Origin of the sequence: Pseudoalteromonas sp. K222D (genome assembly GCF_017653575.1) — a bacterium.
In the GTDB taxonomy this organism is placed as follows: Bacteria; Pseudomonadota; Gammaproteobacteria; order Enterobacterales; family Alteromonadaceae; genus Pseudoalteromonas; species Pseudoalteromonas nigrifaciens.
The window spans coordinates 1-21,980 of record NZ_JAGGDL010000049.1; the positions used below are offsets into that span (position 1 = coordinate 1).

Below are 21,980 nucleotides of genomic sequence, written 5' to 3' on the forward strand. Positions count from 1 at the left end.
CTATTGCAAGTAAATTCAACGCAGTTAGCGCTGAAAATAGCTGCTTGAGATAAGTTTATTATCCGGAGCTCAGGTTACATTAGCCCGAACTTTGGTTAAGTGATTTACTAACACATTAGCAGGATAAACCATGACAGCACCAAAAATTATTGCTTTAGCAGGTAGTTTACGTAAAGACAGCTTTAATCAACAACTGATCAATGAAGCAGCACGCTTTGCATTAGAAAGTGGTGCAGAAGTAGAAATAATTAAACTTGCCGATTTAAATATCCCACTTTTTAATCAAGATATTGAAGCGCAAGGTACTCCTGCCGATGTGCAGCTGTTAAAAGAGAAGTTACGTGCTGCAGATGGTATTTTATTAGCCAGCCCTGAATACAATGGCTCTATTACTGCAGCGCTTAAAAATGCAATCGACTGGGCTTCTCGCACAGAGCAAGGTGCAGTACCTGCTTTTCGCAATAAAGTAGTGGCGTTATTTGCAGCATCACCCGGTGGATTAGGTGGTCTACGTGGCTTAAACCACGTGCGTGATATTTTAAGTGGTGTTGGCTCATTAGTACTTGCCGATCAGCTAGCAGTACCGGCTGTGCATACTGTACTCGATGAAAATGGCCAAATTAATAACCCAAATACAGCAGAAAAAGTGTCTGCATTAGCACAACAATTAGTAACTGTTGCCAGCAAGCTTAGCTAACCTGCTAAAGCTCTATTTTGTCGCCGCAATTTTAGCGGCGATAAAATCTACATGAGTTACATATAACAAGCCTGCCACTTTACGTATTACGTACTCTTCTTGCGGATCAATCTCACCATCGGCATAGGCTAAGCGCCATAATAACTCTATTATTTCAATGCGCTGCGCAGCACTACAATGTTGGTTAATTTGTTTTGAAAACTGAAAATAATCTGTCGCGCTATCCACGCTACTGTTTGCATTATTTAGCAGCTCGTTTACGTCTGCATCGTTTAATGCAAAATAGCGTTTTAAGGTAGTCGTTAAAGTATGTTGTTCATCATCATCTAACTTAGCATCGGCGCGCATTACCTCAATTAATAATGCAGCAACCGCTGTTTTTAAATCATGCTCTTGCATACTTGGCTGTTGCTCATCGAATACAGAAAAAAGTTGTTTTATTTGTTTGAACATCACACTTTCCCTTATTGGGTGTTAAACTTAATATAAATAAATAGCGCTTAATACTGATAGTATTAATGGGTATAAAGTTCGCAAATTAAAGGAATTATTTATGCAAGGATTAAACATTAGCTTAGTTATTGGCAGTGCTTTGCTAGCTTGTTCAAGCGTAGGCACAGCTTTTGCCGAACAAGCAAAAACAGAAAAACTCTACGACTTTGATAATAAAGTACATTATTACCAAACAAAACTCGACGATGATAACTATAAAATAGAGATCCAGTCAGACGATTACAAACACTTTGCAAATCAGAGTGTATTTTTACTACGCCATGCTAATCGCTTGTGCCTTAATAAAACATTTATGCTTAAAGTGCTGGATGGCGTGCAAGAGTACGAAAGTATGCCTACTAACCCTAGAGCTTACCAACCAGCATTAAGTGTTTTACTACAGTGCGAAGATGAATAATTTTAGTCTGTGTATCCCCAAGGGGCTGCTGGCGGAGTGATGGGTTTAGTTAAATCAAAATCCACTTTAAATTCGCGGCCTTGACGAATTAAACGATAAGTAAATACCTCAGGATAAATATACATTTGCCAAGTATTACCTACCGACTGTGCTATCCCTTGTGCAACAAATAATTCTTTTGAATATTGATCGGCAGGAAACGACTGCATTTGTGCAAAGCCAGCATCATTTGTATGCCCGCCATACATAGTTGAGATGTCGTTAGAACCATTTTTATGGCGATGGTCGTGCTTTAAGCTTAAGCCACTGCCCGTTTTAGTAATAATCCAAGTGCGCGATGCATCATCACCCACATGAAATGGCACTTGCAGCTCACTGTCGGTACATTTACGTACATGCATTACTAATTTTTTGCCCGCAAACGAGCTTGGTCCCGCGGCGTTATCAACACTTACCTTGCCTTCATAAGCTTTACCGCAATGTGCAGCAATATTACTAAAAAACGCATCGTGGCTAGCAATAGACACCAAAGGCGCAGGGCTTGCTACAACAGTTGATGAAGCCAATAATAAAGTGGCTGCAGTTAATAATTTCATCACATATTCCTTATAATAGTTTTTAGTACCATAGCCCTTTAACTCACTTAAAGGAAGTAATCACGATGAACCACCAAAGTGCAGGAGTAACCAACAAATGATACTTGCAACTCGCTGATAATTTTAAAATATAAATTGTTGCAAAAAAAATATAATAATTAAATACTGTCAACTATAAAATTAATAACTAGCATGGAGCGCAGAACCAAATGACAAATTATATAGGCTTAATAATAGTCATATTATTATTGATTTTACAAAATCGTTATTACCTTTCCCTATGTAAATACCTTGTTCAGCAACACCCAAATGAATGGCAAAAGCTTACCCAAAACTCTTTAGATGGAACAGCACATGCCAACCTTGCTGAATCATTTAAAAATGGCTTTTTTGCGACCATAGATGACTCGAAAGTAACCCGTTTTCAAACCTTTAAAAGGATAAACTTATTAATAATAGCAGCCATTTCCGCCGCTAGTTTAGCTACTGCATTTTTATTTTGAACAAATTGATAAAACAATTAATGTGTTGCCGCTAAAATAAAAAAGCGCAGCTTATGCTGCGCTAAATACGTCTTTTTATTTATTTTAACAACTTACTGCCAAGGACGCTCTGCAGCAAGTTGCTGCTCAAACGCGTCTATTTGTGGGTTAAGCGTTTCGGTTACGCCAATAAAGTCTAGGCCGCTTAATAGACGCTCTTTTACGTCTTTGCGAATATCAAAACTAATGGGGGCAAATTTAGTGCTAGTCAGTGTTTGATTTTCAAGATCGATATCGATATGAATATCGTCATGTTGCTCACTTAACACAAATAATTGCTCTAGCGTATCGCCAGGCAGTGCAATGGCTAACATTTGATTATTGCCACAGTTATTGAAGAAAATATCGGCAAAGCTTTCAGCCAAAATCACTTCAAAACCATATTGCTTTAGTGCCCATGGCGCGTGTTCGCGTGATGACCCACAACCAAAGTTGTCGCGCGTTAGTAATATTTGCGCGCCTTGGTAGCAAGGACGATTTAAAATAAAATCAGGGTTTGGCTCGTCATTTTCTAAATAGCGCCAATCATAAAATAATGCGGCATCAAAGCCTTCGCGGCTGGTTGAGGTTAAAAACTGCTTTGGAATAATTTGATCCGTGTCCACGTTGTTTTTATCCAATGGGGCCATTAAGCCACTAAAATAAATGCTCATTAGGCTTCTCCTCTAATATCAACAAAGTGACCATGTATAGCTGCCGCAGCGGCCATTGCAGGGCTAACCAAATGGGTGCGCCCGCCACGGCCTTGACGTCCTTCAAAGTTACGATTTGAGGTGGATGCACAGCGTTTACCTGCACCTAAGCGGTCGTCGTTCATTGCTAAACACATTGAACAACCCGGTTCACGCCACTCAAAGCCAGCTGCTTTAAAAATATCTGCTAAGCCTTCGTCTTCGGCTTGTTTTTTAACTAAACCAGAACCCGGTACAATTAACGCTTCAATACCGGCAACTACTTTTTTGCCTTCGACTATTTTTGCTGCTGCACGTAAATCTTCAATACGACTATTGGTGCACGAGCCAATAAACACGGTATCTACTTTTGCACTTGATAACTTTTCGCCCGCTTTTAGGCCCATGTACTTTAATGCACTGCGGATCGCATCAGCTTTAATTAGATCAGGTTCTTTATCAGGATCAGGAATACACTCGTCTACGCCAATCACTTGCTCTGGGCTAGTGCCCCAAGTAATTTGTGGCTGAATGCTGCTGGCCTCCAGCTCAACAACATGATCAAACTGCGCACCATCATCTGTTTTTAATGTTTCCCAATACTTAACAGCTGCGTCAAAATCAGCGCCTTTAGGAGCAAATGGGCGACCTTTTAGGTAATCATAAGTGATTTGGTCAGAAGCAATTAAACCTGCCTTGGCACCCATTTCTATACTCATATTACACAACGTCATACGTGCTTCCATCGACAACGCTTCAATTCCTTCACCGCAAAATTCTGCGACGTAGCCCGTGCCACCCGCTGTACCTAACTTACCAATAACCGCCATAATTAAGTCTTTTGCAGTAACGGTGGGACGCAAACGGCCATTTATTTGAATTTTTAACGACTTAGCCTTTTTTTGTTGCAATGTTTGCGTTGCTAATACGTGTTCAACCTCTGAGGTGCCAATACCGTGGGCAAGCGCACCAAATGCGCCATGAGTCGACGTATGGCTGTCACCACATACTATGGTCGTGCCTGGCAAAGTTATACCCTGCTCTGGCCCCATAACATGCACTATGCCTTGATTAATTGAGTTTAAATCGTAAAGCACAATGCCAAACTCTTTACAGTTTGCATCTAGTGCCATTAATTGATTTTTCGACACTTCGCTAGCAGCATCCAATGAGCGACTTTTGGTCGATACATTATGATCCATAGTAGCGAAGGTTTTTTCTGGGCAGCGTACAGTGCGGTTTTTTTCACGCAAACCAGCAAAGGCTTGTGGTGACGTAACTTCGTGTACTAAATGACGGTCAATATAAAGTAAATCGGTTTGCTCGTTGATACTGGCAATTGTATGTGCTTGCCAAATTTTGTCGTATAACGTTTGGGCCACTTGCTAATCCCCTAATCTGTTTTGAGCCGCAGCCTAACGGAGCTGCGGCATTAAAATGTGTTTTTAGTTAAATGCGTGCAACAATCGCTGCAGCAACATCATTGGTAGTGTAGCCAGCGTTTGGAAATATATCTGGCGTACCTACGCCCGCTGCAACGGCTTCAGCTACTGCTTTTTCAATGGTGCGTGCAGCTTCGTCTTGGCCCAATGAGTAACGCAGCATTAGTGCGGCACTTAAAATTTGTGCAATCGGATTTGCCACGCCTTTACCTGCAATATCGGGGGCTGAGCCACCGGCAGGCTCGTATAAACCAAAGCCCGACTGGTTCAAACTAGCCGATGGTAATAACCCCATAGAGCCAGTGATCATCGCGCACTCATCAGACAAAATATCGCCAAATAAGTTATCGCACAGTAATACATCAAACTGGCTTGGTTGTTTTACAAGCTGCATTGCTGCGTTATCTACGTAAATATAATCAAGTTTTACTTCTGGATAGTCTTTGCTTACTTCGGTAACAACTTCGCGCCATAGTACGCTTGATGCTAAAACGTTGGCTTTATCAACCGAAGTAACATGGCTACTACGCAGTTTTGCGGCTTCAAAGGCAAAACGTGCAATACGTTCTATTTCTTTACGTGAGTATCTTTGCGTATCGAATGCTGATTCATTTTCGCCTTCGCCGCTGCGCCCTTTTTCACCAAAATAAATGCCACCGGTTAGCTCACGTACACACAAAATGTCAAAGCCTTGCTCGCTAATATCAGCGCGTAGTGGCGATGCGGTGCTTAGTGCTGGCAATAATTGCGCTGGGCGTAAATTACAAAACAAGCCAAAGTGTTTACGCAGCGGTAACAGTGATCCACGCTCAGGTTGCTCATCGGGCGGTAAATGTTCCCACTTTGGACCACCAACAGCACCAAATAAAATAGCATCGGCATTTTCACAGGCTGTAACTGTACTTTGTGGTAAGGCTTTTCCATGCTTATCGATGGCTGCCCCACCAATTGCATGGTGTTCGCGGTTTAGAGTAAAACCAAACTTATTGCTCACTGCATCCAGTACTTGCTCTGCTGCTGCCATTATTTCTGGGCCAATACCATCACCCGCTAATACGGCTACACTGTAGTTTGTTTTACTCATCCTGCTTTCCTTTGTTGTTTTAAATCAGACACTTTTTGTGCGCGATAAATTAAATTATAAACACGAACCATAGCGCGTACCGACGCTTCTACCACATCTGCTGCTATGCCCGCACCGTGATAAGGGCGGCCGTTAAATTTAGCAATAATGTTTACCTGCCCAAGTGAACTTGCACCTTGGCCTGTGGCTTCTAAGTTATACTCAATCATTTCTACGCTCATTCCGGTTAAGCGCTCAATAGCAGCAAAAGAGGCTTCAACTGGGCCATTCCCCGTTGCTGCTTCTTGTTTAGCTTCGCCATCTATCAACATGCCAATAGTAGAGCTGGCTACCGATTGTGAGTTAGATACCGAGTTAACAAACTCTAATTGGTACTTTTCGTCTTTGTCGTTAATTTGATTAAAGTAAATCATCGCTTCAAGGTCGTAATCGTATACAGTACCTTTTTGATCAGCCAAGGCTATAAAACTTTCGTATAGACTATCCATATCATAATCAGACTTTTGATAGCCTAATTCTTCTAAGCGATGTTCAATAACATGGCGTCCAGAGCGTGAAGTCATATTTAATTGGTTGCTCGGTACACCCACACTTTCTGGCGACATAATTTCGTAGGTGTTTTGCGCTTTTAATACGCCGTCTTGATGTATACCTGAGCTGTGTGCAAAGGCGTTCTCGCCCACAATGGCTTTATTAGGCTGTACTGGCATATTACAAATTTTAGCGACTTGGCGAGATGCGCGATAAATTTCTTCACTTTTAATATCGGTATACACGTTTAAGTGGTCTTTGCGCATTTTCATGATCATTGCCACTTCTTCAAGTGAGCAGTTACCCGCACGTTCACCAATGCCGTTAATAGTACACTCAATTTGGCGAGCACCCGCTTGCACAGCAGCAATAGAGTTGGCAACAGCTAAGCCTAAATCGTTATGGCAATGCACACTTAAGCGTGCTTTATCAATATTTGGCACATTGTTCATTAAATGGCGGATCATGCCTGCGTATTCGTCCGGCGTTACAAAGCCAACTGTATCGGGTAAATTAATAGTAGAAGCACCGGCTTTAATGGCCTGCTCTACAATGCGGCATAAATCCCAATGCGGTGTACGTCCGGCGTCCTCACACGAAAACTCCACATCATCGGTATAGTTACGTGCTAATTTAATTGATTTAACTGCCATAGCAGTGGCATCGTCCAAGCTCATGCGTAACTTGTGCTCAAGGTGCAAAGGACTGGTAGCAATAAAAGTATGAATTCGACTTTGCTGCGCGTTACGAAGTGCTTCGCCACATGCTTCAATGTCTTTAGCAACTGAGCGCGCTAGGCCACAAATAATTGGCCCTTTAACCTCGTTAGCAATACGCTGCACGGAGCGAAAATCTGCTGGGCTCGATACCGGAAAACCCACTTCCATTACATCTACATTTAAGCGACTAATGGTGTGCGCTAGCTGAATTTTATCATCTTCGGTAAGGCTTGCTTTAAGCGCCTGCTCACCATCACGTAATGTGGTATCAAAAATCCATACTTTATCTTGGTCTTGCATAACAGCCTCTCATTCCAATGCTATTTATTGTTAACTTATCCTACCGCGAGATAAAAAAAACCCCGCAAGTGCGGGGTTTTTTATGTTTAGCTCAATGCAAACACACTAATCCCCGCTCACTTGCCATAGCAGTAAGAGGTTCAGTTTTAGTGTAATTAAACGAATAATATGCATCTTGCTTTCTTATTTGTGTCGAGTGAGGCTTATTTTTAACATTACCATGCACAAGGTGCAAGCATAAAAATTCTAATTTTTGTATTTAACATCGCTTTAAACAGAAATAATTATGCACTAAAGCAAGGTTTGATGAGGTTTTTTAACAATAAAGCACCGCAAAGTGCTTAAATTACTAAGCACTGTAAAGCACAGTGCTTAGATTAACTTTTTACTCTGTTAAATCTCTTTATTTGTTTCTCGCACATAATGCGTTGCACCACGAGTAATGTAGCGCAATTGCCAAATAACACGCTCTACTAACTCATCGCGTTGTAAGCCCTCTAAATCAAGCGCTTCTGCTCCAGCATTAAATACCAGTGTTACCATGGCTTCAGATTGAATATACGCATGGGTGGCATCGCATTTTGTTTCGCTTTCTAGGTAGTGCGCCAACTCTAAAATAAAGTGCTTAACTTCGCGTGCTACCGCCGCTCTAAACGCTTTTGAAGTACCAGATCGTTCGCGCAGTAATAACCTAAATTGATTACTCGAGTTGTCAATAAACTCCATAAAGGTCACCACCGAAGTATTTATTACGCTACCACCGCTGGCAATGCGTCGGCGCGCTTGGCGCATAAGTTGACGCAGGGTTAAACCCGCTTCATCAACCATGGTTAAACCCAGTTCGTTCATATCTTTAAAATGTCGATAGAAAGAAGTTGGTGCAATACCGGCTTCACGCGCAACTTCGCGTAAACTTAAGTTTGAAAAGCTATGATCGGCACTCAACTGATTAAATGCCGCCTCAATTAACGCTTGTCGTGTTTTTTGTTTCTGTTGCGCTCTAACACCCGACATCAACAGCTCCCTGAATGAATTTATAGCAAATTTTGATTAAAATAGTTTAATTACTCAGTCTAATACTTGACGCCAAGAGTTTGAAATATTATTTTAGCTTACAGTTGTACGCTGAGATAGAGAATTATGAACAAACCACCACTTATTTGGACCAACGTCCTATTTTTTAGCCTTACTTTTTTGGCCGCGATAACGCTTGTGCCTTGGTATGGTATTAACTACGGATTTTCTAGTGCCCACTGGATTGCCTTTGTCGGCTGTATGTTTTATGCAGGCTTATCAATTACTGCCGGTTACCACAGATTGTGGGCACATAAAACCTATAACGCCCATCCGGCGGTTGAGTTTGTGTTTGCCTTAGGCGGTGCATTTGCACTGCAAAACAGTGCACTACATTGGAGCAGCGACCACCGTGTGCATCACGGCCAAGTTGACGACCCAATAAAAGACCCTTATGCCGCAACCAATGGTTTTTGGTATAGCCATATTGGCTGGATGTTACGTGACTATCAAGCTGATAGCTACGGCGATTACAGTAACTGTCGCGATTTACAACGCAATAAAATTGTAATGTGGCAACACAAACATTATTTAAAGTTAGCTCTTTTAATGAATGTAGGCCTACCTCTTACGCTAGGATTACTAGTTGGCGATGTATGGGGCATGTTATTACTTGCCGGTTTACTGCGCTTAGTACTTAGTCAGCACTTTACCTTTTTTATTAATTCGGTAGCCCATATTTGGGGCTCTCGTCCGTACACCGAAAAAAATACCGCCCGCGACAACGGCTTTTTAGCCCTATTTACATATGGCGAGGGGTATCATAACTTTCACCATATTTTTGCCAGTGATTACCGTAACGGCATTAGGTGGTTTCATTATGACCCCACTAAATGGGTTATTCGCTCGTTAGCTGCCCTTGGTTTAGCCAGTAAACTAAAGCGCACACCGGTTGAACGCATTGAAAAAGCCAAGGCCGAAACTTTAATGAGCAAAACACAAGTTCGTCTTGCAAAATTGCCTTTAGCACAAGATAAGCTTACATTATTACAACAAGAATATGATTTACTGCTGAAAAAACTGCAAAATTATTGTTCACTACAAAAACAAGTGTTAGAAGTTAAAAAAAATAACATGGCAAAGCAGTGTGAACGTTCAGCATTAATGGCACAATACCATGAGCTGGAAGCCGCCTGGGAAAACCAAAAGCAGGCATGGCTAGCACTTAATGCGAGGTTATTAAAAGCCTCTTTTAGTTAATATAGGAGTGGCTGTGGCCAAACAACCAGAAAAGAAAAAAACACCCGTGACATATCAATATGATGCAGTAATTATTGGCACGGGTCCTGGCGGTGAAGGTACCGCTATGAACCTTTCAAAAAATAACAAAAAAGTGGCTGTTATTGAACGCCACGAAGCCGTAGGTGGGGGCTGTGTACATTGGGGAACCATTCCCTCTAAAGCCCTACGTCACTCGGTTAGCCGTTATATAGAATATAAAACAAACCCTTTATTTAATACCGGTGATCGACTTGCTCGACTCACTTTTCCTGACATTTTACGCCATGCCAGCTCAGTTATTTCTAAGCAGTCTAATTTACGTAGCAGTTTTTACGACCGTAACCGTATTCAAATGTTTCAAGGCGACGCGCGTTTTATTGATAAACATACAGTTGAAGTAACTCGCCAAGATGGTTCAACTGAGCGTTTAACGGCCAAGACTATTGTTATTGCTACAGGTTCGCGCCCATACCGTCCGCCAGAAGTAGACTTTACCCATTCTCGTATTTACGACAGCGATACTATTTTAGGGTTAACCCACGATCCACATCGCGTACTTATTTATGGTGCGGGTGTAATTGGTTGTGAGTATGCCTCTATTTTTAAAGGCTTAGGTGCCAAAGTTGATTTAGTTAACACTCGCGACCGCCTACTTGCCTTTATGGACACAGAAATATCTGACGCGCTGAGTTATCACTTTTGGAATAGCGGTATTGTAATTCGTCATAACGAAGAGTTTGATCATATTGAAACCCGTGATGACTGTGTAATTATGCATTTAAAATCGGGTAAACGCGTAAAAGCTGACTGTATTTTGTTTGCTAATGGCCGCACCGGTAATACCGACAAGCTTAACCTTGAAGCAATTGGCTTAAAACCTGATAGCCGTGGTCAGTTAAAAGTAAACGAAACCTATCAAACCGAAATTGACAACGTATACGCTGTAGGCGATGTGATTGGTTACCCAAGCCTAGCGAGTGCCGCATTTGACCAAGGCCGTATTGCAGCAGATGCAATTTCCTGTGGCAACTGTGATGAAAAGCTGATTATTGATATTCCAGCGGGTATTTATACTATTCCTGAAATGAGCTCAGTAGGTAAAACCGAGCAGCAACTTACTGCTGCTAAAGTTCCGTATGAAGTAGGTCGTGCGCAATTTAAACACCTTGCGCGTGCGCAAATTGCGGGTACTGAAGTGGGTACTTTAAAAATATTATTTCATACAGAAACCAAAGAAGTACTGGGTGTACATTGCTTTGGTGAGCGCGCCTCAGAAATTGTCCACATTGGCCAAGCCATAATGGAGCAAAAAAATGGCGGCAATAATATTGAATACTTTGTAAATACCACTTTTAACTACCCAACTATGGCTGAAGCCTACCGAGTTGCAGCGTTAAATGGATTAAATCGCTTATTTAAGTAAAGCTTTTAAGCTAGGAATAACCTATGTAATGTGGTTATTTGATAAATAGGCAATAACGACGCATAAGTGCCAAACACGCCTTATTAAAAAGCCCGCTTACTAAAAATAGTAAGCGGGCTTTTTGTTGTTTAGCTGTTTTGTCCTTAAATGTGTTTACACATTTAAGACTTATTTATGAAAAATAACACACTAAACACTCAGTACTTTATTTGGTATTTATTACTTATGGTATTTAGCACTGAACTCATGCACGGCATTAATAAACACACCCGCATTTTCAGGGTCTACATCTGGTGTAATACCATGGCCAAGGTTAAATACATGACCATTACCTGTGCCAAAGTCTTCTAAAATAGTCGCTACTTCTTGACGAATACGCTCTGGCGTACCGTGCAGCATTGACGGGTCCATATTACCTTGTAATGCTACTTTGTCGCCTACACGGCGCTTAGCATCGCTAATATTAATGGTCCAATCAAGGCCGATAGCATCACAACCAGTTGCTGCAATTGCTTCAATCCATTGGCCACCATTTTTAGTAAACAAAGTAACTGGTACTCTACGGCCATCGTATTCACGAATTAAACCATCAACAATTTTGTGCATGTACTGCAATGAAAACTCATTGTAGTCGCGCGGGCTTAATACACCGCCCCATGAGTCAAACACCATTAACGATTGTGCACCGGCTTTAATTTGCGCATTTAAGTAATCGATAACCGAATCAGCTAGTTTATCGAGTAATAAATGTAGCGTTTGCGGCTCTGCAAATGCCATTTTTTTAATTTTGCCAAATACTTTGCTGCTGCCGCCTTCAACCATATAAGTCGCTAACGTCCACGGTGAACCCGAAAAACCAATTAATGGTACTTCGCCTTTTAGTTCACGACGAATAGTACTAACCGCATTCATTACATAACCAAGATCGTCGTTTGGATCTAGCTTAGGAATTTTTTTAACATCGGCAAGCGATGAAATTGGACGCTCGAACTTTGGACCTTCACCCGTTTCAAAGTACAGACCTAAGCCCATAGCATCTGGAATGGTTAAAATATCACTAAATAAAATAGCGGCATCTAACGGGTAGCGGCGTAATGGTTGTAGTGTTACTTCGCAAGCAAGCTCAGCATTTCTACACAGGCTCATAAAATCGCCCGCTTGTGCACGTGTAGCACGGTATTCTGGTAAATAGCGTCCTGCTTGGCGCATCATCCATACTGGAGTTACATCAACAGGTTGTTTTGCAAGTGCACGTAAATAACGGTCGTTTTTTAATTCGCTCATAGCGTAAAATAATCCTAATGCTTATAGAAATTGAGCAAGATTGTACCACCATATTCATTACCTCTCTATCGCTAAGCGATTAAATTGACAGCAACAGGAGGTAGATCAAGATGTTTTGAGTTTTTAACTGTTTTTGACTATTAAACAAGCAAACAGTAGCAACAATTAAAACTTTTCATTAATATGTTTGCAACATACTTAAATCCTTGGTATTGTTTATCCCGCGTTAACAAAAACAATAATAAAAATCTTAAAACAATAAAAATAAAAGTTTTAAAATAACAATAACAAAAATCTTCTAATAAAAATAAGAAAGCTTGTTATAACAAGCCATAGAAAAAAATTAAGCCACCGTAACAGGTGGTTTTTTCTTGCCTGCAATAAATTATCAATTCCCTACAAATAAAATAAACTGCTTCTAGATCATCTATTTTACTAGTTGATATACACATCAATTAACTATATCTTGAGGTATAAACAATTTTTACTTTTAACTAAAAAACCAACCCAGCTTAGGAGAACGATTATGCTGACGCGTGTAGAAAATGCTCAACAAAAGTGGGGGGGTAGCCATACTGTAATTGATAAATGGCTAAACGAGCGACAACGCCTCATTGTGCTTTATTGTAAGCTAGCTGGGTTTTCACCTTCTGATAAAAAAGATCATGCCCTGCCTGAACCACAACAAATTGAAACGTTTTGCCAAATTTTAATGGATTACTTATCTGCCGGTCACTTTGAAATATACGATGACATTGCTAAAGCTTGTGAAAGTAAAGGCCCAGAAAGCCAATTGCTAGCAAATGCTATTTACCCAAAAATAACAGATACCACCGACATTGCGCTAGATTTTAACGATAAATACGCTGAAGTTGATAAAGAAGATTTATTAGTAGGCTTTGACAATGACTTATCTGTTCTTGGTGAAGCACTTGAAGCGCGCTTTGCGCTAGAAGATGAGCTTATTGATAACTTATTTGCTAATCATACGGATTAACAAGCGCACCGTTATTTATACGCATTAAAAAAGGGACTTAAAGTCCCTTTTTGTATATGTAGGCTAAATTATTTTTAGCTTATATCTTATTTACTCTGCTGCTGCAGCATCTGCATCGCTTTGAATTTCTAATAATTCCACTTCAAATACAAGTGTTGAATTAGCAGGAATTTTACCTAAATCACGGTCGCCATAAGCTAGCTCAGAAGGAATTGTAAATTTATATTTAGAACCAACAGGCATAAGTTGTAAACCTTCAGTCCAACCAGTAATTACACGGTTAAGAGGGAAAGTTGTTGGCTCGTTACGTGAATATGAGCTATCAAATTCAGTACCATCTAAAAGTGTGCCTTTATAATGTACTTTAACTACATCAGTTGCAGCTGGTTTTTCGCCATCACCTTGAGTAATCACTTCGTACTGTAAGCCAGACTCAGTAACAGTAACGCCTTCTTTTTTAGCGTTATCAGCTAGGTATTTTACACCCGCTTCTTTGCTTTTTTCAGACTCTACTTTTGCTTGTGCTTCTTGCTTAGTACGCACTGATGTATCTAACTCAGTTAATACTTCGCGAATTTTTTCTTCGTCAATTTTTGCATTACCAGCAAGTGCATCTTCAAAACCACGAATTAACAGCGCTTGGTCTAGTTCAATACCAATTTCTTTTTTATCGGCTAAGTCTTTATTTAAAAAGTTACCTACCGATGCGCCAATACCGTATGCTTGTTGCTGCGCTACAGTGTCTAGTTTAACTTCAGCTTGCTCTTTTTTTGCTTCTTGATTACATGCTGTAAGCGCTAAAACTGACGCTGCAATCAATGACAATTTAATCGTCTTTTTCATTTTAAATCTCCGACACACTTTGCAGTTGCCATTTATTGTATTATTACTAGTTAAAGATTAACGACCTACATGATAGGCTGCTTGTTTAATAACTAAAATTTACGTTGTTAGCTAAACTAAAAACATATCCAGTGATTAGACAAACAACCTAGGCCTTCAACGAGACCTAGTCTAACCTCTCAATCACTAAGAGTTAAGAGGAAATGCTTGTAATATGCCGTTATTTCGTACTTTTTTTATCGTGTTTTGCTGTTTATCGGCCATCGCCTGTAGTGATGAAAAACAACAAGCTGTTGCCAGTTATGAACATGCTGCACAAGGCGCGTTTTCATCGGCGCTATCGCATGATGGTAAATACAGCTTAGTCTCCTCCATTAACCATGGGGTCGCGCTGTGGGATAATCAACAGCAAGCACTTAAATACCAATGGTTTCAGCAACAAGCCCAAGATAGCCTGGTTTATGCCGTTGCGATCGCTTTTGACAACAGTGTGGCTGTTACCGCCGAAAAAACCACCTTTGCGGTATGGGATATTGCCACCGGCGAAAATAAAGGTTACTACAAAATACAAAAATCCAGTATTCGCGATATTGCTATAAGCAATCAAGGCCGTAGCGTACTATACGGGCGCAGCGATGGCGTAGTAGTGTTTATTAACCTTGAAACTGGCCGCCGTATTGAGTTTTTAGGCCACCAAGAAAAAGTAAACACGGTCGATCTTGCCCCTAACGGGCGCTATGCTTTAAGTGGTTCAAACGATTACGTTGCTTACTTTTGGGATACGCGTACAGGGCAAGTGATTCATCGCTTTAACCACCCTACTCGTGTTACTCAAGTTACGCTTGACCCACAAGGTCGCTATGCATTTACGGCCGACAGTATGGCACAAGCAAATGTATGGAAGCTGACTACAGGTGACCTTGTAAGTAAACTGAAGTATATTGCGCGTCAGAAAATTTTTACGGCGGTACGCTTTAACGATCAAGGTGATTTGCTAGCAACTGGGTCGCCTAATAAACGCATTGATTTATGGCAAATATCGAGCGGTGAAAAAATTCAAACTTGGCAAGTGACACCACGCGAAGGCAGTAAGCCTAAATCGGCCGTGGTGCTCGATGTAACATTTACAGATAACGGCAGGTCGTTATTAACCGAAAGCTCCAGCGGTATCGCAGAGCGATTTATTATACGAGAGAATAATGAACACAATTGAACATCGCTTAATGGAACTTGAGGCCAAAGTGGCTTTTCAAGACGAAACAATTGATATTTTAAATGACGAAATAAAAGTTCACCAGCAGCTGTTGGCAAAAATGAAACGCCAAACAGAGCTACTGGCTGAAAAAATTAAAGAATCGCAGTCATCATCATCGATGATGTCAAACGAACCTGAGCCACCGCCGCCGCATTATTAATATGCAGCTATGCAGCAAAGGATTTAATCTCCTGGTTTAAACACGCCTATAATTTGTTCAAACTGGCGTGTTGACGCCTGCACAGCCTGTTCTGGCTGTGCCATTTTATGGCCGCACTCTACACATTCTACTTTTTCTACATCATGCTCTTTGTAAAGCATTAACCTATCCATGGCTTTACATTCAGGACATGTTGCCCCAGCTATAAATCGCTTCTTTTGTTTCACGAGATTTTTCCCACAGTTTGACCTAATGTTATTTTATCGTATTACGTGATGCGTTGATACGGTTGATATGCCCAATACGATCCGTGTTATCATATTGGCAATTCAATTAGGGCACAGTAAAGTAACGCATTTATGATCCAAATCTCAGAAATAGAACTTCTTCGTGGCGGTAAAGCTTTATTAAAAAATGCATCTGCTACGTTATTTCCAGAGCATAAAGTAGGCCTAGTAGGCGCTAATGGTTGTGGTAAATCAACCCTATTTAGCCTCCTCAAAGCAGAGCTACAGCTCGATGGCGGTAACTTTACTATACCTAAAGACTGGTCTATAGCGTCAGTAAAACAAGAAACTCCCGCACTTGAAATAAGCGCAATAGACTATGTACTGCAAGGTCATCCGCAGTATTACGCTATGCGTATTGCACTGCGTGAAGCCGAGCAAGCTAACGATGGCGACGCACAAGCTAAAATACATATTCAGCTTGAAAACATTAAAGGCTACAGCATTGAATCAACCGCTGGTGAGCTATTACATGGTTTAGGCTTTGCTAATAACTTAATAGAAAACCCAGTAAGTTCATTTTCGGGTGGCTGGCGTATGCGCTTAAATTTAGCCCAAGCGCTTATTCGCGATGCCGACCTGTTATTACTTGATGAGCCCACTAACCACCTTGATTTAGACGCAGTATATTGGCTTGAACGTTTTTTACGTGCTTATACTGGCACTTTAGTGCTGATATCGCATGACCGTGAGTTTTTAGATGCCGTAGTTGATCAAATTTGGCATATAGATAAACAACTTATCAACGTGTACAAAGGCAACTACTCGCAGTTTGAGCGTCAAAAAGCCGAGCGCATGCTACAGCAGCAAGCCATGTTTGATAAGCAACAAGAGCAAATTGCTCATCTAGAACAGTTTATAACTCGCTTTAAAGCAAAAGCCAGTAAAGCTAAGCAAGCACAAAGCCGCGTGAAAGCACTTGAGCGTATGGAAAAATTAGCTCCAGCACATGCCGACTCGCCATTTAACTTTGAGTTTGCCGAGCCAAAAGCATTACCAAACCCACTAATGACAATAGATAAAGCCAAAGCGGGATATGGTGATATCACCATTTTAAATAATATAGAATTAAACTTAGTACCAGGCAGCCGCATTGCTTTACTTGGCCGAAATGGCGCGGGTAAATCAACGCTAATTAAACTGCTTTCGGGTGATTTAGAGCCTCAAGCTGGCGAAGTTATTCAGCACCATGGGCTAAATATTGGTTATTTTGCGCAGCATCAACTTGAATCTCTTGATTTAAAAGCCAATGCAATAACACATATACAACGACTAAACCCAAAGGCTACTGAGCAATCACTGCGTGATTTTTTAGGCGGATTTGCCTTTATTGGTGATAAAGCGCTTGAGCCAGTAGCACCCTTTTCGGGGGGCGAGAAAGCACGTTTAGTACTTGCCATGCTGGTATATCAAAAGCCAAATTTATTACTACTCGATGAGCCAACCAACCACCTTGATTTAGAAATGCGCCATGCACTTGTTATGGCACTGCAAGGCTTTGAGGGCGCTATGGTTACTGTATCGCACGACCGCCATATGCTTAAAAACACCGCCGATGAATTTTACTTAGTAGATGACGGCAAAGTAACTCAATTTGGTTACGACTTAGATGCGTATTACCAATGGCTGCTTAACGCCAATAAAGAAGCGACTAAAACAGAGCAAAGTGACGAAGTAAAAGCTAATTCAGGTATTAACCGTAAAGAGCAAAAACGCCTTGAGGCCGAATTTAGAAAAGCCACGCAACCGCTTAAAAAACAAATTGAAAAGCTCGAAAAGCAACTCGACAAATACGCTGCAGAGCTCAATGAGGTTGAAGTAGCATTAGGTGATAACGAGCTATATTCTGATGACAATAAAGCCAAGCTAAAAGAGTTACTAGCCAAACAAGCCACACTTACACCTAAGCTTAACGACATTGAAGAAGCGCTCCTTATGGCGCTAGACGAAATGGAACAAAAAGAGCAGGCGTTCGCCGATGAACTTGCTCAATAGCGACCATTTTTGGCAATTTGCCTGCACTTTGTACGCAAAGCCAGTGCAACAACAAACCTTGCTGGAGTTACAAAACCAGCAAGGTAAAAACGTTAATTTGTGTTTATTACTCTTGTATTTAGATTCACTAAACTTAGTTGTAAATAGTCAGCAGCTTGGAGTATTAACACAAGTTGTTAATGAGCTCGATAATAACGTGATGCAGCAACTACGCGCAGCACGCAGTTATTTAAAAGTACACCAACAAGCTATTACTGACTATGCAAACATACGCAAAGAGCTGCTTAGCGCTGAGCTCAAGCTTGAAAAGCAGCAACAGCAAATGCTAATAAATGCAGTAAATGAATGTGAATTGGTAGAGTGTACCGAGCCAAATAATATTGAATTATATTTAAAGGCCAGCTTTTAGGTGCAAAGCGCCAGAAAAAACAGCTCGAGCATATTTCAATACTTATGAGTCCCACCCTCTTTTACTGCTCATTCTTTTCTCTTTGTGCAAAAGATCTTTAAGTGACTTATTCACAAACAGGTTAAAAGGCGCTGCGCTTTTAGAGGGAAAAATTAAAACCTCTTTAATCCTTATATTCTCAGTGGTCAAAGCTGTTTTCACCTGCTCCCTTTACCCATCAGTTAAACCTAATACCTTCTTCTCAAAACATGATCCAAATCAACTTCATATCGCTCATTATTTCACTTAGGTAAATAACTTGATCTTGATCATAACTGTATCCCTAAACCCAGCTTATGATTAACCCATAGACATTAGGAGGCAAGTTATGGACGTATTCTTCAGAGATTTTTTTACCGACCCAGTACTGTTCTTATCGTTTGGTTTTCTGGGGATCGTTATTAGCTTGTGCCTTTTCTTTGTATACTACTTTATTAAGAAAGTACAAGAAGCAGAAATTCCTGACCAAAATTAAGCACGACGCACAAAGCGCCTATCAGTTTACTGATTAGGCGCTTTTTATTTTCCTAGCCGAAAAATTTGCTACACTAGCGCCTCGTTTATTGCAAAGTGTGTAGTACAAACATGATCCATAAGTTCAAACCCGCATGGTGGATGACCAATCGTCACGTTCAGACCATAATGCCGCGTTTTTTCCGCCCATTTCATCATACTCGCTACCAATTGGAGCAACTTGATACTCCCGATGGTGACTTTATCGAGCTTGCTTGGTCGCTACCGCATAACGAAACGGCTCCTCTTGCTGTGGTACTACATGGACTTGAAGGCAATATAAATAGCTTTTATGCCAAAGGCATGATGAAAGCCTTAAAAAAGCAAGGTTTTGCAGTGGTGCTTATGCATTTTAGAAACTGCTCCACCGAAGTAAATCGCTTACCACGTGCTTATCACAGTGGTGATACCGCCGACTTAAGCTTTTTTATAAACCACTTAAAGCAGCTATATCCAAACCGACCTTTAGTTGCGGTAGGCTTTTCGCTAGGTGGTAATGTATTAGCTAAGTATTTAGGCGAGCAACAGCAACAATGCCCGCTAAGTGCAGCAGCACTGGTATCTGCACCTTATGATTTATCGGCATCATCGGATGTTATTCGCAAAAGTTTAGGTAAAATTTATCAAAAGTATTTACTCGATCGCATGAAAAAATCAATGCAGCGTAAATTGCCACAAATTAAGCAGCAAATATCGATAACTACCGATCAATTAATGGAAATTGACGACTTGTTAGAGTTTGATAATCAACTTACCGCGCCTTTACACGGCTTTGAAAATGCACATGATTATTACCGCCAAGCCAGTGCTATGCCGTATTTAAAACATATAGCGGTGCCAACATTAATTATTCATGCCAAAGACGATCCTATGCTCTCTATAAAGGCCGTACCAAGTAGGCAAGATGTGAGTGAGCATGTTACGCTGCGCATCTCTGAAAAAGGCGGGCATGTGGGCTTTATTAGCGGTAAAAATCCATTTAAGCCGGTATTTTGGTTAGAGCAAGCGGTGCCAAGTTATTTTGGCCAATATGTATTAAATAAAACCAACAAAGAGTCAGTATGATCATTCCTTACGAGCAACTTGATAAAGACACCTTATACAACCTAATAGAAAGCTATGTACTGCGCGAAGGCACTGATTATGGCGAAGTAGAAGCCAGTATTGAATCGAAAGTAAACCAAGTAAAGCTGCAGCTTAAAAGTGGTGAAGCTATGGTGTTTTTTTCAGAACTACATGAGTCGGTAACTATCATTTCCAAAGGCGAATTTAAAGCGCTGCAAAGTGAAGAGCATCAGGCACAATCGTTTGATTAGATACAGTTAACTTTGTAGCACTTGTAACTTTTGTATTGAAAGTACACAATGGCTTTTTACCCAAAGAGCCATAAAATGATAAAACTCAGCACTCTAGTGGTAGCCATATCACTAGCATTAAGTAGCCAAGCTAATGCAACAACAATAACCGCATCAGATAAAGCAATTAAGCTGGCAAAAGACACAATTTTAATTGATACCCATATTGATGTACCTTACCGTCTACACGACAAATGGGCCGACGTTACCAAAGCCACCGACGATGGTGACTTTGACTACCCTCGCGCTATACAAGGCGGTTTAAATGCCCCATTTATGTCGATTTACATTCCTGCTCACTTAGAATTTGAAGGCAAAGGTAAAAGCTATCAACTTGCTAATTTACTTATTGATAGTATGGAAGCAATCGCACAACGTGCACCCGACAAATTTGCAATTGCCAGCTCAACTGTCGATATAGAAGAGCAGTTTAAGCAAGGTAAGCTTTCGATTGCTATGGGCATGGAAAATGGCTCACCTATTGAAGGTGATATGAAAAATCTACAACACTTTTTCGACCGTGGTGTGCGTTATATTACCCTTGCTCATTCGCAAAGCAATCATATTTCTGACTCGTCATACGACATTCGCCGTAAATGGAAAGGCTTAAGCCCTTTTGGTAAAAAGCTAGTTACTGAAATGAACAACATTGGCATGTTAATCGACGTTTCGCACATTTCTGATGATGCGTTTTATCAGGTAATAGAACTCTCTAAAACACCCGTTATAGCTTCGCATTCATCGCTACGCAAATACACACCCGGTTTTGAGCGTAATATGAATGACGACATGCTACTGGCGCTGAAAAAAAATGGCGGGGTTATTCAAATTAACTTTGGCTCAAGCTTTGTTACCGCTAAAGCAGGTAGTTGGGGCAAGCAGCTAAAAAGTACAAAAGAGTCTGCAAAAAAAGAAGGCACCAAATTAAGTAATGATTTTGATGCTGCATACCGCGCTAAAAACCCCTACCCATTTGCCAGCCTCGAGCAGGTGCTTGATCATATTGATCACGTAGTTGCGCTAATTGGTATTGATTATGTAGGTATTGGTTCTGATTATGATGGTGTTGGCGATTCGCTGCCAATTGGCTTAAAAGACGTATCTAGCTATCCTAATCTAGTACAAGGTTTAATGGACAGGGGCTACAGTGATACCGATATTAAAAAGATTTTAAGCGGCAATACACTACGCGTTTGGAAACAAGCCGAAGCGTATGCGAAAAAGCATTAGGCTCTAGGTACCAGGTATCAGGTATCAGGTATCAGGTTAGAAAAGCATAGCGAACACTAACTTTAATATATAACGCGGCCAATGGCCGCGTGTTTCTATCCTCAACTTGCATAAGTCTAAGCCAACAACGCCACCCTCATGCTTTATCCTCGAGGTTCGTAAGCCTCAACCCACGCTACGACGATAAAGTTAACACCGCTCTGCTCTACCTGAAGCCTCGTACCTAATATCTAAAATCTAATACCTGAAACCTGAAACCTGCACTTTATTACAGGCATTAAAAAAGGCCACCTAAGTGACCTTTTTCTAACAATTAACTTAAACGTTAATTATTACGCTACGATGTTTGCAACAACGCCAGCGCCTACAGTACGACCACCTTCACGGATAGCGAAACGAAGAC

Annotated in this window: 23 protein-coding genes and 1 pseudogene; 13 read left to right on the plus strand and 11 right to left on the minus strand. The window is 40.9% G+C overall.

What is annotated here, in order from left to right; all coding sequences use genetic code 11:
- Positions 1 to 130 precede the first annotated feature (130 nt).
- Positions 131 to 697, plus strand: a complete 567-nt coding sequence (locus J5X91_RS16265; protein ID WP_011329514.1) for an NAD(P)H-dependent oxidoreductase — start codon at positions 131 to 133, stop codon at positions 695 to 697.
- Positions 698 to 709: 12 nt separating this feature from the next.
- On the opposite strand, the gene J5X91_RS16270 is transcribed toward J5X91_RS16265, so the two are convergent.
- Positions 710 to 1,150 carry a TerB family tellurite resistance protein gene (locus J5X91_RS16270; protein ID WP_011329515.1) on the minus strand — a complete coding sequence of 147 codons (441 nt, stop codon included), beginning with the start codon at positions 1,148 to 1,150 and terminating at the stop codon, positions 710 to 712.
- Between the two features lie 100 nt (positions 1,151 to 1,250).
- On the opposite strand from J5X91_RS16270, the gene J5X91_RS16275 reads away from it, so the two are divergent.
- A complete protein-coding gene (locus tag J5X91_RS16275; protein WP_011329516.1) occupies positions 1,251 to 1,607 on the plus strand; it encodes a hypothetical protein in 357 nt (118 codons plus the stop codon).
- A gap of 2 nt (positions 1,608 to 1,609) precedes the next feature.
- Here J5X91_RS16275 and J5X91_RS16280 read toward each other — a convergent pair whose 3' ends face one another.
- A complete protein-coding gene (locus tag J5X91_RS16280) occupies positions 1,610 to 2,203 on the minus strand; it encodes a hypothetical protein (protein ID WP_011329517.1) in 594 nt (197 codons plus the stop codon).
- Between the two features lie 209 nt (positions 2,204 to 2,412).
- Here J5X91_RS16280 and J5X91_RS16285 point away from each other — a divergent pair, with 209 nt between their 5' ends.
- Positions 2,413 to 2,706: a hypothetical protein gene (locus J5X91_RS16285; RefSeq protein ID WP_179807950.1), complete on the plus strand. Its 294-nt coding sequence runs from the start codon at positions 2,413 to 2,415 to the stop codon at positions 2,704 to 2,706.
- Positions 2,707 to 2,798: 92 nt separating this feature from the next.
- On the opposite strand, the gene leuD is transcribed toward J5X91_RS16285, so the two are convergent.
- The 5 genes from leuD to fabR all read right to left on the minus strand — a co-directional run bounded on the left by leuD (position 2,799) and on the right by fabR (position 8,506).
- Entirely contained in the window at positions 2,799 to 3,398 is a 600-nt protein-coding gene (leuD, locus tag J5X91_RS16290; RefSeq protein ID WP_011329519.1) for a 3-isopropylmalate dehydratase small subunit, read from the minus strand.
- A complete protein-coding gene (leuC, locus tag J5X91_RS16295) occupies positions 3,398 to 4,798 on the minus strand; it encodes a 3-isopropylmalate dehydratase large subunit (RefSeq protein WP_011329520.1) in 1,401 nt (466 codons plus the stop codon). The genes leuD and leuC overlap by 1 nt, the downstream gene beginning before the upstream one ends.
- A gap of 67 nt (positions 4,799 to 4,865) precedes the next feature.
- Positions 4,866 to 5,942, minus strand: coding sequence for a 3-isopropylmalate dehydrogenase (gene leuB, locus J5X91_RS16300; RefSeq protein WP_011329521.1), 1,077 nt, complete (start codon positions 5,940 to 5,942; stop codon positions 4,866 to 4,868).
- Positions 5,939 to 7,492, minus strand: coding sequence for a 2-isopropylmalate synthase (gene leuA, locus J5X91_RS16305; protein ID WP_208835236.1), 1,554 nt, complete (start codon positions 7,490 to 7,492; stop codon positions 5,939 to 5,941). The genes leuB and leuA overlap by 4 nt, the downstream gene beginning before the upstream one ends.
- Before the next feature lie 393 nt (positions 7,493 to 7,885).
- Entirely contained in the window at positions 7,886 to 8,506 is a 621-nt protein-coding gene (gene fabR, locus J5X91_RS16310; protein WP_011329523.1) for an HTH-type transcriptional repressor FabR, read from the minus strand.
- A gap of 126 nt (positions 8,507 to 8,632) precedes the next feature.
- Between fabR and J5X91_RS16315 the strand changes: the two genes are divergently transcribed.
- Positions 8,633 to 9,766 carry a fatty acid desaturase gene (locus J5X91_RS16315; RefSeq protein ID WP_011329524.1) on the plus strand — a complete coding sequence of 378 codons (1,134 nt, stop codon included), beginning with the start codon at positions 8,633 to 8,635 and terminating at the stop codon, positions 9,764 to 9,766.
- A gap of 13 nt (positions 9,767 to 9,779) precedes the next feature.
- On the plus strand, positions 9,780 to 11,210 hold the full coding sequence (gene sthA / locus J5X91_RS16320) for a Si-specific NAD(P)(+) transhydrogenase (RefSeq protein ID WP_172459241.1): 1,431 nt from the start codon (positions 9,780 to 9,782) through the stop codon (positions 11,208 to 11,210).
- A gap of 219 nt (positions 11,211 to 11,429) precedes the next feature.
- Here the strand turns inward: sthA and hemE are convergent, their stop codons facing one another.
- Positions 11,430 to 12,494, minus strand: a complete 1,065-nt coding sequence (hemE, locus tag J5X91_RS16325) for a uroporphyrinogen decarboxylase (RefSeq protein ID WP_058374381.1) — start codon at positions 12,492 to 12,494, stop codon at positions 11,430 to 11,432.
- Positions 12,495 to 13,020: 526 nt separating this feature from the next.
- Between hemE and J5X91_RS16330 the strand changes: the two genes are divergently transcribed.
- Positions 13,021 to 13,491, plus strand: a complete 471-nt coding sequence (locus J5X91_RS16330; RefSeq protein ID WP_011329527.1) for an Rsd/AlgQ family anti-sigma factor — start codon at positions 13,021 to 13,023, stop codon at positions 13,489 to 13,491.
- A 90-nt stretch (positions 13,492 to 13,581) separates the two neighbouring features.
- Here J5X91_RS16330 and fkpA read toward each other — a convergent pair whose 3' ends face one another.
- Positions 13,582 to 14,334 carry an FKBP-type peptidyl-prolyl cis-trans isomerase gene (gene fkpA, locus J5X91_RS16335; RefSeq protein WP_011329528.1) on the minus strand — a complete coding sequence of 251 codons (753 nt, stop codon included), beginning with the start codon at positions 14,332 to 14,334 and terminating at the stop codon, positions 13,582 to 13,584.
- Between the two features lie 214 nt (positions 14,335 to 14,548).
- Between fkpA and J5X91_RS16340 the strand changes: the two genes are divergently transcribed.
- Together J5X91_RS16340 and J5X91_RS16345 are read left to right on the plus strand one after the other, a co-directional pair.
- Entirely contained in the window at positions 14,549 to 15,547 is a 999-nt protein-coding gene (locus tag J5X91_RS16340) for a hypothetical protein (protein WP_011329529.1), read from the plus strand.
- The gene (locus J5X91_RS16345) at positions 15,534 to 15,749 is read left to right on the plus strand and encodes a SlyX family protein (protein WP_011329530.1); all 216 of its coding nucleotides are present in this window, start codon (positions 15,534 to 15,536) and stop codon (positions 15,747 to 15,749) included. Before J5X91_RS16340 ends, J5X91_RS16345 begins: the two co-directional genes overlap by 14 nt.
- A gap of 23 nt (positions 15,750 to 15,772) precedes the next feature.
- On the opposite strand, the gene J5X91_RS16350 is transcribed toward J5X91_RS16345, so the two are convergent.
- Complete coding sequence (locus J5X91_RS16350) at positions 15,773 to 15,976, minus strand: YheV family putative zinc ribbon protein (protein ID WP_197108888.1); 204 nt, start codon at positions 15,974 to 15,976, stop codon at positions 15,773 to 15,775.
- Positions 15,977 to 16,108: 132 nt separating this feature from the next.
- Between J5X91_RS16350 and J5X91_RS16355 the strand changes: the two genes are divergently transcribed.
- The 5 genes from J5X91_RS16355 (at position 16,109) to J5X91_RS16375 (ending at position 21,577) form a co-directional block, all read left to right on the plus strand.
- The gene (locus tag J5X91_RS16355; protein ID WP_011329532.1) at positions 16,109 to 18,031 is read left to right on the plus strand and encodes an ATP-binding cassette domain-containing protein; all 1,923 of its coding nucleotides are present in this window, start codon (positions 16,109 to 16,111) and stop codon (positions 18,029 to 18,031) included.
- Positions 18,015 to 18,440: a TIGR02444 family protein gene (locus tag J5X91_RS16360; protein ID WP_208835237.1), complete on the plus strand. Its 426-nt coding sequence runs from the start codon at positions 18,015 to 18,017 to the stop codon at positions 18,438 to 18,440. Before J5X91_RS16355 ends, J5X91_RS16360 begins: the two co-directional genes overlap by 17 nt.
- Positions 18,441 to 19,064: 624 nt before the next feature.
- Positions 19,065 to 20,057 (plus strand): hydrolase, encoded by a 993-nt coding sequence (locus J5X91_RS16365; RefSeq protein WP_011329535.1) that lies wholly within the window; start codon positions 19,065 to 19,067, stop codon positions 20,055 to 20,057.
- On the plus strand, positions 20,054 to 20,308 hold the full coding sequence (locus J5X91_RS16370; RefSeq protein ID WP_011329536.1) for a YheU family protein: 255 nt from the start codon (positions 20,054 to 20,056) through the stop codon (positions 20,306 to 20,308). Before J5X91_RS16365 ends, J5X91_RS16370 begins: the two co-directional genes overlap by 4 nt.
- A 75-nt stretch (positions 20,309 to 20,383) precedes the next feature.
- Entirely contained in the window at positions 20,384 to 21,577 is a 1,194-nt protein-coding gene (locus J5X91_RS16375) for a dipeptidase (protein WP_089368874.1), read from the plus strand.
- A 332-nt stretch (positions 21,578 to 21,909) separates the two neighbouring features.
- Here J5X91_RS16375 and J5X91_RS16380 read toward each other — a convergent pair.
- Positions 21,910 to 21,980, minus strand: a pseudogene (locus tag J5X91_RS16380) (elongation factor Tu); the annotation flags it as partial.

What these genes read in the sequence shown, in the direction of transcription:
- leuB (WP_011329521.1), bottom strand. Translation starts at nt 5,942, where the DNA reads ATGAGTAAAACAAACTACAGTGTAGCCGTATTAGCGGGTGATGGTATT.
- J5X91_RS16315 (WP_011329524.1), top strand. Translation starts at nt 8,633, where the DNA reads ATGAACAAACCACCACTTATTTGGACCAACGTCCTATTTTTTAGCCTT.
- J5X91_RS16275 (WP_011329516.1), top strand. Translation starts at nt 1,251, where the DNA reads ATGCAAGGATTAAACATTAGCTTAGTTATTGGCAGTGCTTTGCTAGCT.
- J5X91_RS16280 (WP_011329517.1), bottom strand. Translation starts at nt 2,203, where the DNA reads ATGAAATTATTAACTGCAGCCACTTTATTATTGGCTTCATCAACTGTT.
- hemE (WP_058374381.1), bottom strand. Translation starts at nt 12,494, where the DNA reads ATGAGCGAATTAAAAAACGACCGTTATTTACGTGCACTTGCAAAACAA.
- J5X91_RS16375 (WP_089368874.1), top strand. Translation starts at nt 20,384, where the DNA reads ATGATAAAACTCAGCACTCTAGTGGTAGCCATATCACTAGCATTAAGT.
- fabR (WP_011329523.1), bottom strand. Translation starts at nt 8,506, where the DNA reads ATGTCGGGTGTTAGAGCGCAACAGAAACAAAAAACACGACAAGCGTTA.
- J5X91_RS16270 (WP_011329515.1), bottom strand. Translation starts at nt 1,150, where the DNA reads ATGTTCAAACAAATAAAACAACTTTTTTCTGTATTCGATGAGCAACAG.
- J5X91_RS16355 (WP_011329532.1), top strand. Translation starts at nt 16,109, where the DNA reads ATGATCCAAATCTCAGAAATAGAACTTCTTCGTGGCGGTAAAGCTTTA.
- J5X91_RS16370 (WP_011329536.1), top strand. Translation starts at nt 20,054, where the DNA reads ATGATCATTCCTTACGAGCAACTTGATAAAGACACCTTATACAACCTA.
- J5X91_RS16360 (WP_208835237.1), top strand. Translation starts at nt 18,015, where the DNA reads ATGAACTTGCTCAATAGCGACCATTTTTGGCAATTTGCCTGCACTTTG.
- fkpA (WP_011329528.1), bottom strand. Translation starts at nt 14,334, where the DNA reads ATGAAAAAGACGATTAAATTGTCATTGATTGCAGCGTCAGTTTTAGCG.
- J5X91_RS16345 (WP_011329530.1), top strand. Translation starts at nt 15,534, where the DNA reads ATGAACACAATTGAACATCGCTTAATGGAACTTGAGGCCAAAGTGGCT.
- J5X91_RS16365 (WP_011329535.1), top strand. Translation starts at nt 19,065, where the DNA reads ATGATCCATAAGTTCAAACCCGCATGGTGGATGACCAATCGTCACGTT.
- J5X91_RS16285 (WP_179807950.1), top strand. Translation starts at nt 2,413, where the DNA reads ATGACAAATTATATAGGCTTAATAATAGTCATATTATTATTGATTTTA.
- J5X91_RS16265 (WP_011329514.1), top strand. Translation starts at nt 131, where the DNA reads ATGACAGCACCAAAAATTATTGCTTTAGCAGGTAGTTTACGTAAAGAC.
- J5X91_RS16330 (WP_011329527.1), top strand. Translation starts at nt 13,021, where the DNA reads ATGCTGACGCGTGTAGAAAATGCTCAACAAAAGTGGGGGGGTAGCCAT.
- leuA (WP_208835236.1), bottom strand. Translation starts at nt 7,492, where the DNA reads ATGCAAGACCAAGATAAAGTATGGATTTTTGATACCACATTACGTGAT.
- J5X91_RS16340 (WP_011329529.1), top strand. Translation starts at nt 14,549, where the DNA reads ATGCCGTTATTTCGTACTTTTTTTATCGTGTTTTGCTGTTTATCGGCC.
- leuD (WP_011329519.1), bottom strand. Translation starts at nt 3,398, where the DNA reads ATGAGCATTTATTTTAGTGGCTTAATGGCCCCATTGGATAAAAACAAC.